This is a genomic window from Terriglobia bacterium (assembly GCA_032252755.1).
Lineage (GTDB): Bacteria > Acidobacteriota > Terriglobia > Terriglobales > Acidobacteriaceae > JAVUPY01.
The window spans coordinates 14615-25145 of record JAVUPY010000016.1 but is presented as its reverse complement, the minus strand read 5'-3'; the positions used below and the strand labels follow the sequence as shown (position 1 = coordinate 25145).

At 54.7% G+C, this 10531-nt stretch carries 5 protein-coding genes; all 5 read right to left on the bottom strand.

The genetic code is table 11. From position 1 onward, the window contains the following. Positions 1-224: 224 nt before the first annotated feature. The 5 genes from ROO76_02780 to ROO76_02760 all read right to left on the bottom strand — a co-directional run bounded on the left by ROO76_02780 (position 225) and on the right by ROO76_02760 (position 10439). Positions 225-2495 (bottom strand): prolyl oligopeptidase family serine peptidase, encoded by a 2271-nt coding sequence (locus ROO76_02780; GenBank protein MDT8067070.1) that lies wholly within the window; start codon positions 2493-2495, stop codon positions 225-227. An 83-nt stretch (positions 2496-2578) separates the two neighbouring features. Continuing rightward, complete coding sequence (locus ROO76_02775) at positions 2579-5854, bottom strand: S8 family serine peptidase (protein ID MDT8067069.1); 3276 nt, start codon at positions 5852-5854, stop codon at positions 2579-2581. 45 nt (positions 5855-5899) lie between these two features. Beyond that, the gene (locus ROO76_02770) at positions 5900-7813 is read right to left on the bottom strand and encodes a sialidase family protein (protein MDT8067068.1); all 1914 of its coding nucleotides are present in this window, start codon (positions 7811-7813) and stop codon (positions 5900-5902) included. Positions 7814-7831: 18 nt separating this feature from the next. Next, positions 7832-9676 (bottom strand): sialidase family protein, encoded by a 1845-nt coding sequence (locus ROO76_02765; GenBank protein MDT8067067.1) that lies wholly within the window; start codon positions 9674-9676, stop codon positions 7832-7834. A gap of 91 nt (positions 9677-9767) precedes the next feature. Beyond that, positions 9768-10439, bottom strand: a complete 672-nt coding sequence (locus ROO76_02760) for a hypothetical protein (protein ID MDT8067066.1) — start codon at positions 10437-10439, stop codon at positions 9768-9770. Positions 10440-10531 lie beyond the last annotated feature (92 nt).

The following is a 10531-nucleotide window of genomic DNA, read 5'->3' as shown; positions in this document are numbered from 1 at the left end:
CATGCACGAGGAAGAACGGCCAAACTGTCCCAACACTAATAGCTTCCATTTTGTCCTCAGGATCAAGCTACTTAACTTTGCTCGAGTCGCCGGACTCATGCTGTTCGCTCGGCGACAACGGAGTATTCAATGCGACGCCAAGAATGGAGAAGACCATTGTGAGAAGCGAAACAATAGCCAAAGCACGAGTACGGCTTGATCGAATCATCGTTTCCCTCAAAGGATCATCTGCTGGCGGATGCTGCGGGCTGGTGAGAATTCAAAGCCGACGCTGCACGCTCGGATTCATGCATCTTCTCTAAATGTGCGGCTTCCTGTTTTCTCAGCTCATGCCAACGCTCGTACTGGGAATGCTTCCCAGGTGAAGGATCTTCCTTGTGTTGTAACCAGAAATTGAACCAGTCAACGTTCCGTTCCATCGAGACGTAACGGTGCTCCGGTTCAGTGAAAATGTGACCGTCGCCCGGATAAACCCAGAACTCGAACGGGACGCCCGCATGAGCCAGTGCTGATCGCATCTCCAGGCCGTAAATGGCCTCGTGGTCGTTGAAGCCCATCAGCACAGGGCCGTTGATGCGGTCTGCATTCAACGGTGGAGAAAACGAAAGCCAGTTCTTCAGAGTGCTCCCGTAGGGCGGTCCGCCAAGGATCTTCTCGTCGTTCTCATGACCGTTGTGCCCCTCTAGCGCATAGGCGGCATTACCGTATCCGCCGCCATCCACCAGCGACGAAACCTTGAACATGTGGGACTGCGTAATGGCGAATTCAGTGAGAAACCCGCCATAACTAATACCCATAATTCCAACCCTGTGACTATCGGCAAGTCCATCTTTCACGAGCATGTTGACCCCGGCTTCGATGCTTGCGAGAGGACTGTAGCCCTCAGCGACAGTACCCTTCGCGAAGTCCTTGCCATTCCAATCGTCGTACGGCGGATAATTCGTCATCAGAACGGCGAATCCGTCTCGCGCAAACGCCTGCGCCGGATAACTCGACAGCCATTCGGCCTGCGTAACGAACTCGCCCTCAAATCCGTAGAGAATGATGAGCAAGGGATAGCGCTTTCCTGGGGTGTACTGAAATGGCTTGATTAGGTATCCGGTGGTCTCCGCGCCATACTTGTTAGTCCAACGCAGTTCGCTCACGTAACCGACGGTAATGTTCCGCATCTCTGGGTTTATATCTGCAAGTCCACGAGGCTTTCCCGAGGCGATATCCACTAGGGCGGGGCTCGGCGGAATGTTAGACGACTGCCACACACACGCTGCTACGCCCTTGCTGACTCCATCACAATCATCGACACGGATTTCTTCGGATGTGATGCGGGTGCGTTCATGTCCATCCAGCGGAACCCGGTATAGGCCGTTACGCGAACGTCTTTTGCCGAGCAGGCTTGACTGGTAGATCAAGGCGCTGCCGTCGTCTGCCCACCAATACTGGCGAGCATTCGAATCGGGTGCGAACTCCCGTTTCGTTCCAGTTGCCAGTTCATAGACGACGAGGGGAGAGTTCGTGTAACCCTGCACTGAACAATAGGCGAGAAATTTCCCATCGGGAGACCACTGTGGCAGCGTCTCGACAGCTTCACCGTTTGCAACAACCGTAAACTTTCCGGTCTCAACGTCCACAATGCCGACATCCTGATTGAAGTAGACCCTCGATTCCTTCAGCTTTGGCGGAGCAGCATATGCAACTGCAATTCGATGTGAATCGGGCGACCATGCAACCGACGAAATCTCTCCCCCAAACAGTTGAGTACGGTTTTCCCAAAGCAGTCTTTCCGACTTAGTCTTGAGGTTGTATACCCACACTTGGCCCGGAACGTGAATCCACTGTCCGAACATTAACGTGGTGAGATCCATGTTCTCGCCGAAGAGAATTCCATTTTTCTTCCGTTGCTCCAACTCGGCATTATCGATAGGCGGCGAGGTTGTGAATGCAACTTCTTGGCCGTCGGGAGACCACTCGTAGGTGAACACTCCAACCGAAGTGGTGTCGCTTGGGTGGTAGCCGATCCTGCTTATGGTTTGATCCGCGCCTGGCGTGTGGTTGAAGACTTGTTCTGCAACCTTTGTATCCGGATCAATCCGCCACAACTGTTGGGAGCCGCTCTTCGACGATAAGTAGGATATGTATTTTCCGCCCGGACTCCAGCGTATCGATGACAGCGACGACTCTTCCAGCAACTTGTCCGGTGCATTTCCCGGATTTGTATTCACGACATACAAAGCGGTGCGATAGCAGTCGCAGCTTCGAAAAGCCTGCTTTACAAGGAACGCAACCCTGGAACCATCTGGGGAACGATGCGGTTCCTTCACCTCGCGGAAAGAAACAATCTCATCCAGGGTGATCGGGTGCTTCCCCTGCGCTGCTTGTTCAATGCCGCTGATGTTGATCTGAGGAATGCCATCCGCAGCGTTTTGCGTTTGTCCTGCGACGGACAACGCGACGCAACAAAATAGAAATCCGACACAAAGAATTAACGGTCTCTTCATCGCTACCTCGAAACAGCATTCGTCACATCAGCGCGACGAACGCGCGTTGGTCATTCGCCCGCCGACGTTCAAGAGCCGAACAGCTACCTCAGACCGAGAGTCGCTTTTCCAACTGCAACGCCTGCTGCTTTCTTCCTTATATCCTTCTCAAACGCTGTGAACGTTGCCGCATTCGAATCCTGCGGCTCCTCCACTTGGACGGGAATGTAGCCGACAAGCACGCGACCGCCCGTTGGCACAGCTCCGAGCTTCACCGTCGGATGAACTTGCCATTCGGTGTCGGGCGCGTGGTTTGCGGCGACATCGTCTACAGTGATGGTTCCCAACGCGGCATGAGTGAACGCATCGACATAATCAAAGGTTGTCGAACCGGATGGGATGTCATAAGCGTCGACGACGACCTTCCAGCGTCCGGGTGCAGGTGCAAACACCGCCACGCTCTTGGAACCGAGTTGCCCCGAGCTGCTGTCACGAAGGACAGCCAGTCCCTTCACATCCTGGAATAGGTACAGATCGAGGTCCGCACTGGAATCTGATAGATGGCTGATCGCAACGCTCACCTCCTGTGCTCCTGGTGGAACATCGATTTCGTACATTTTCCTCTCGCCTGCGCTCAGCTTGTCGCGCAGTCGTCGCGCACTTCCAAGTGCCGAGGTCATAGCTCCACCGTGAAATTCGGCGAACCGATTGGTGAAAGTGACCTCTGTTGAACAACCCTTGACTCCTGTCCCGCTGAACTGGCATGAGAACGGACTTGCCGCCACCTTGACGAGTGACGCAGTCACCTTCGTCGGAACGGCCGACAGGGGATTGGAATCGATTTGTTCGGTGTAGAAGACGAAATTATTCCCATACAATACGAGTTCCCAAACCCCCGCGGCGGGATTCCTGATGGTCGTTCCAAGGTGGCCATGTTCCGTGTTACCGAGAATTCCGAAAAGGGGAACACTGGTACTGTGGTCAGGAGCAATGACCGATGCTCTTAACGTCGCCTTTGCCTCCAATGGAGTATCGATATCGATGTGCAGCGCGGTACTGTTTGGCGGTACGCGCAGGAAGTAACTCGTGCTTCCCGGCCGTTTAACAGGCTCGTCATCGACAACCTGATAATGATTAGCCGGGGTGAAGTCCTGCGGGGCAACGATCGTGTTCAAAACCTGGTAGGAGATCCACGACTCGCCGGGACGCTTGAGATCCAGGATTGCGCTGTGCACACCAATGCCCTGGATTGAAATTGAGACAGGCAACTGTACGGGGGTATTCAATGGCAGTTCAATTGAGTCGGCCGATGTGAAGCTGCCGTCGTCTCCAACCCAACTCAAATCGAACTTCATCGATTCAGTCGGGCCGGAGGTGCGTACGAACGTGATCGTCCTTGTTCCTTTTTCTCCCGAGGACCAGCCTTCCCGTTCGTAGATTCCGCGACCTTGGTTCGGAGTAGCAAGATCGGCGGAAATAACCGTCTTTACCGGTGCACGGCTTTCAATTGAGACCGGATCATACTGCTTGTCCATCAGCTTCAGCATGTTCCAGGCGGCATCCACTTGTATCAGTCCATTACCCTGCTTATATGCTGGAATGGATGGTATGAAGCGTGCACTGGAGAGCAGCGCGGTTCGAATTCTCGCCGCATCGTACTTAACTCCGGCCTGCTTCGCGGCGCTGATCAGCAATGCTACGGCTGCGCTCGCCGTGGGACCGGCTGTCGAAGTCCCGCCTGCGATTGAATAACCGGCTGGGAGTTCGAAAACGCCCTTTCTCTTTAGCGGTGGCTTGTAACCTACATCTGTGCTTACGAGTTCCGAAGGACTCAGTATTTCTGGCTTAAGACCGCCATCTCCCGCCGGCCCGTAGGATCCGACAATGTGGAGATTGTCGTGGTGCTTAACTGTCGCTCCGTCGTTGATGCGGTAGGCATCACCAGCCTGATACGCTCCAACCGCAATAGCGTACTTTCCTGATACCTCGTCGAGCACTGTATTCAGTCCGGGCTCGTTATTGGCGGGCGAAAGGATAGGCTTCTTGTATTTTTCGACGATGCGATCGAAGATGATTGCTGCCACAGCGCGGCCATCGTGCAGAGGATTGATCGTCTCTTCAACAATCGTTGGCTCCAGGCAAATGACATCCACATTCGGCAGCTTGGCTGCAATAATTGCGCTCTCAACGAATCGATAAACCTCACTGGCAGAGTTATAGACCGAGATTAACTGCGCTCCCGGAGCAACTCCGTCATAGCTGCCTCCGTAAAAGCCTTTGCCTAACGAGGCGCCCGATACTTCGGTGACGTGTTGCCATACTCCCAGCGTGAGCCGAACGTACTTCTTCTGGGGATCCGTCTGGATGGCGAACGCAACACTCCGGCGATGATGACCCGCGGGAATATTGGATCCAAAGATGCCCAGGTCCTTATGGCGGGAATAGTCCGTCATGGCCTTCTCGTCAGAAAAGCTGTGATCCTGATTTGTGTCCACCCAGACGAGGTTCTTCTGTTCGTTCCAGAGAACACCGAACAGGCCGCTGCTTCCGGGCGGATTCCCGTCAAAATTTACATCCTTATATATGTAGGCAGGCTGGTGAAGCGCGCGCTCGTTGAAAAAGCCCAAACGGTATTGCCCATCTTCCGGCGCGGAATAAGTCTCCCCTTTATAAGAGAACTTTCCATGTTCGACATTTACGATGGTGTCCATCTTCACCCACATGGGATCGTCGTCATCCCGGGGATCGCTCGCCGCGAGAGCTTCGGCGATCTTGCGAATCGGTTTGCCGTCAATCGAAGTTGCGGTCTGCAGTTCGGGGGCCAGGAAATCCGGCGTCGCGTCGAGAATTGCTACCCCGGTTCCACGACCGTCGTAGGTCGGGTTGTCTTCCGAAAGCCGCAGAATATCCATGTCCTTCTCAGGAAGGTAGGGATGACTCAGCGGCGTGTCAGGATCGGGCGGGTTATTTGAGGGCTGCTCTTTTTCGGGAGTGAACCAATCATCAAAACTGGGATTCCATTTATCGACATCCAGGTCGATATCGAGGCTCTGTACGTCCTGGAATGCTGCCAGTTTCTCCATTGAAGCCAGCGGAACCCTTGCCCGAAGGTAGTCGACTGCATCTTCGCGGAAATGTATCTCTCCACCCAGGCGTGTGACCTCGTCAGCAACACGGGCATTCTCCCCCGGACGGGAGGCAATCAGCACGACCAGGTCTTTGTCGCCGCGAGCCGCCGCCAGCGCCATCAGGATATGGTGGTTCTTAAAGAGCTTTCGCTGAGGAGCAGCGCTTGGGTGTGCTTGTCCCAGAGCAGGACTTATGATCGCCGGTATCAGCATCAAAACGGACAGACAAAGACCATATCGCAGACGTTGCATCTCACCCCCTTACAATGCTTGGCAGTTAATAACCGCGCAATCCGCTCACTTCGTGTCCGGGATCACACCTGAAAATGAAATATGGAGATCCGGAATCCGCAGTGGATCCTTCACCTTGAGGTGCCACACCACTTGACCAGACAGGGCTCCTGGTTGGAGAACCTTCTCTGTTCCCAGGACATTTGAGTAGTCGAACACCGCGCCGTCTCCTGGCTTGCCGTTATCTGAATTCAAAATTGTTGGCGCGAATTCTTTCAGGCTGTCATTAAGTCCGCTGCCAAACTTCTCAACTTCGAGCGAAATCGGCGCATGAATTGGCCGCGACGAAACGTTGCGAAGTCTTGTAGGAACGTTTAACACTCCTGTGGCCGGATCAAACGACGTAGCATCGAACACGAGTTCGACTTTTCCATAGAGAGACGTCGGAGTTGCTTGTGCTGTCCGCTCGCCCGCGTTGCCAGATTCTGCCAAGGAAGTGTTTGTCAGCCCGCCTTTTTGGCTCTCTTCCGGTGTCATGACCCTGACAGTCGCCGTCTGAATCTGATACGTGCCTGTCCTGGCGTCCGCCCAGAAGGGATGGAAAACGCCGTTGTTGTCGACGTCCAACCCCATGTAGTCGCCGCCGGCAGGCCAGCGCGACACTCCTGAAATAAAGGAAACTCTTGTTTCGGGGCCGCCCTTGTACAGCGCCGACTCCGAGAACATCGGCTGCATGGTCAGGTTACCTTTGCCGAGACGCAACGACGTTTTGTCCGATACGCGAACCGGGGCCGAAAAAGACTCGCCGCCATCCAGAGATGCCGCGAAATACTGGTCATATTGTTTGTCGTCGTGGGACGTGGAATTCCGGGTATCAAACCACGTGAGACCTACAACTCCCTGCTTGCTAACTGCTATCTCCGGTTGATATTGGCTCGACCACGTTGGTCCGTCATTTACAACCACTTTGGGCATGGACCAGGTCTTTCCTCGATCGGCCGAATACGTGAACACGACGCGATAAGCGCCTTCGCGATAATCGGTCCAAGCTACATAGATCCGGTCTTTGTATTTTTCGGACCGATCCACTGCAGCTGCAGCGAAAGTCTGCAAACTCGGAGCGTTCCTGTCCGGCTGAAACTCCTGTGTGCCTACTTTAAGAGGCTCTGAAAATGTCACGGCCCCATCCGACGATGTCACCAGCCAAATGTTGCCGGAATGCGATGTTTTCCTCTTCGCGGGATCGAATTGGAAATCATCATAGGGAAGGACGAGCGTGCCATCGCTCAGCAGCAGGATGTTTCCGACGGTATTAATGCCGACAATTCCTTTTCCACTCGCTGCCTGAACCCGACCGGTGAAGGTACGGCCATCGTCATCCGAACGAAAGACTCCCAGCCTATATACGGGGTACCCATACAGCACCGACAGGTAGACACGCCCGGCGTAGCGTCCCACCGTGTGATCCACCGCGAGAACTTCGTGATCGTAGGAATATCCGAGATTGGCAGCTTTTCCCCATGTCTTTCCGCCGTCTTCCGAGCGATAGAAAAAGAGGCCGCCCCGCATGTTGCCGTTGTCGTCCTTCACAAATGCCAGGGCACTGAAATAAGCAGTCCCGTGCAAGCCGAATCCGACCTGTGGATCGCCGCCGCCCCACTCGATTTCCTCCGGAAACGCGGACGCCACCCACGTGCTTCCGCCGTCGGCTGATGCGTAAGCCTTGCACGCAAATCCGCCTTCATCGCGCTCGGTCGTGATCGCGCCACCAACCAGGTTCTTCGCCGAAAGCGGGTTCGAGGCAACGGAAAGTTCCATATGTGGGAAGTCTCCGTCCCGGCTGACCAGCATGTTTGGACCGACAGTAATCACCGGTGCTGTTCGCGAGTTAGTGTCGCCCGCAAAGCACAAATTGCCGCCCAAGAAGCTGAGAATCAGTACCAGCACTGAACATTGGCCGAAGCGAAGTTTCTTCACCATGCCTCCCGTACTTCCCGCTTATTTCGCGTTCGCAGCTCGTTCATTGTTGTCAGTCGTGTCGCTGACTACTTTGAACATCATGAAGGGGTATTCCGGCTCGGTCGGAATGCCGCTGAAATGCCAAACAAATTCGCGCTCTTGCGAAGCCTCCCCGGGTTTCAACTGTTCGGACCCGAAGTCCCACGCTGCCCCTACCGCCCCCTGGTGGTTGTCGGCATTGTCAGCCTGGAAGTCCTTCAAATTGACCCGAACAGTCTGCAGTTCCACCGAGAAAGGTCCAGTAACAGGCAAAGGCGATTTGTTCTCGAGGTGCATGCGACAGGTGAAATTGTCGGACTTCCAGTCAAATCCGCAGTTCTTTGCAACGAGTTTCACCTGGATGCTGACATCCCTCTTCTGCGCTACAGGTTGGTGAACATCGCCGGCGACAGAAAATGATGTCTCCGCAATTTGCATTACGCCGGAAGATCCATCGATCCAACCAGCATGAAAGACACCGTTGGAATCTGCATCGAGGCCTTGTGTATCGCCGCCACCCGGAAATCGCGTCGATATCATCAGGACATTGAGTCCTTGTCCTTCGACCGACACGCCAGCATCCGTTTTCGGATAGGCACTGATCCCGGCGCTGGGCTTCCAATTACCGGGAGCCAGTGGACAGGTCGGCTTCCTTCCCGTCGTCACATTCGGCAAAAACGTTTCGCCGCCATCGAGGGAAGCGGAAAAATACAACTCATAACAAGCGTCCTTGTGAGCACGACGGTCATTCCATGTAACCCCGACGATGCCGCGGTCGTTGACGGCAATCGTCGGATTCGCGTCGTCGACAGGCCCGTGATCATCCGGAACCGAAACCGGTTTCGACCAGGTCCGGCCGTCGTCGGACGAGTGGATTACCCGAATGTCGTGACGATCCCCGGCAGTCTCTACCCACACCACGTACACGCGCCCGCGAAACGGTCCTTGTGAGAGGTCCACCGCGGCGAAGCCATTACCCTGGATTTTGTCGAGTTTGAAACCGGCGTTTGTTCGAAATACCCAACTCGTCTGGAAAACCGGATTGGTGACGGAGTATGTGTTCCCGCCATCACCCGAGATCGCGACGCGCAAGTATCGACGATTGCGGATTTCCCGGTCCGGTGCGTTTCCATCAAATAACGTCGGCATGTCCGAAGGAAGTTCCTCGAAAGTCCAGAAGGGCACAATGACCGTTCCATCCGGACCGACCAGGATGTTCGACATCGCGAACATCTGTTCCTTATCGGAACCGGTGATCAGTCGCGGCTGGCTGTATGTCTTTCCTCCATCGTTAGAGAATGCGATTGCCTGAACACCTCTGTCTTTTCCGTCGAGGCCAACGGATGTTCCGGTTGCTCCCGCGTAGATCCTCCCGGCGTATCTTCCGCCACGATCGAACGCCATCTGTTGTCGATCGAAACCTTTTATCCCCTGGAGCAGTGTCTCGTCAGACCACGTTCGGCCGGCATCCGACGATCGGATTATCCAAAGGCCGTTTCGGTCGTTTGCAGCGAAATAGGCATTGCCAGAGCCATCGAAGTACGTGATTACATCCCAACCGTGTGAAAGGTCCTTGGGCAACGGAATCCGGCCCCAGGTCTTCCCGCCATCGTGTGTTACGTACCCGCTCACCCCGGCGCCGTCGTCACTGATGCGACACGAAGCTGCAATCTGATCGTTGGAATTCTTGGGATTGATCGCGTAGAAAGACTCACCGTGTGGATCGGTGGGGGCATCTGCTGAAACAGTTACTGAAGGGCCAACCGTGATGTCCTGACCAAAACCTGCATGACACAGCGCCATAAACAACACGAGAAAGAGAAACCGTCGTTCCAGGATGGTCATGTGAGATCCCCATTGCGGCGAATCGCTCGACGGCAGGCGGCAGCAACCGTGCGAGGATCACCCATGCGAATTTGCCAGCCAAGAGTTGTCTTTAGAGATTGCCCCTTGGAGTAGGGATCTGTACCGCAAGGGAAGAAATTCTCGGACATGAATCGTCAGCCTTTGTCGTCAAGGCCTTCCCTGTCCCCAATAACCCGCATTTCTCTATTTCATCGTTAGTTTGCTGCGCGCGACCTTGCAACTGGCGCTTTCGCTCTGGTTGCGCTTGTTGCTTGTGGTCCTTCGTTAAGATATTTCGCATACCACTGGAAGATTTGCTGCCACATGTATCGGATATTGGCCGGACTCGACGGCGAGTGCCCTTCGCCCCAGAAACGAAGGTACTTAGCCTCTTTGTTTCCGCCGCATAGAACGCGAGCGACTGTCCGTCAGGCGAGAAGCTGTCGATCCAATACATCTTCTTCGGATCGGGTTTAAACAGGAGCTTGGGAGAAGGTTCTGCCGCGGTCAGGTCGACGATCATCAGCCATCCCCCGGTAGAGTTCCAGGTACCGATTCGACCGACACTGTAATCGGGAAGCTGGTCATAACGCGGCGCTCGCTCGTATACCAGCCAATGCCCAGTAGGATCCACCTTTGCAGCGCCTACGCTCTCCAACCTAAGGAGGTCATCGACGCTGAAACGATGCTGCGGTTGCGCATTGGCGTTGATTGCGATCGCAACAACGGAAGCCAGCAGACACACTGCCACGATTCGGGACATCTCAGTTCCCTCGCAGACTTGAAATAACGAAGATTGCTGCCAGCCAGTCAGCCTCGTACTCATCAGTTGCACTACGATCCAGGCCGCCGAAA

What these genes read in the sequence shown, in the direction of transcription:
- ROO76_02780 (MDT8067070.1), bottom strand. Translation starts at nt 2,495, where the DNA reads ATGAAGAGACCGTTAATTCTTTGTGTCGGATTTCTATTTTGTTGCGTC.
- ROO76_02760 (MDT8067066.1), bottom strand. Translation starts at nt 10,439, where the DNA reads ATGTCCCGAATCGTGGCAGTGTGTCTGCTGGCTTCCGTTGTTGCGATC.
- ROO76_02775 (MDT8067069.1), bottom strand. Translation starts at nt 5,854, where the DNA reads ATGCAACGTCTGCGATATGGTCTTTGTCTGTCCGTTTTGATGCTGATA.
- ROO76_02770 (MDT8067068.1), bottom strand. Translation starts at nt 7,813, where the DNA reads ATGGTGAAGAAACTTCGCTTCGGCCAATGTTCAGTGCTGGTACTGATT.
- ROO76_02765 (MDT8067067.1), bottom strand. Translation starts at nt 9,676, where the DNA reads ATGACCATCCTGGAACGACGGTTTCTCTTTCTCGTGTTGTTTATGGCG.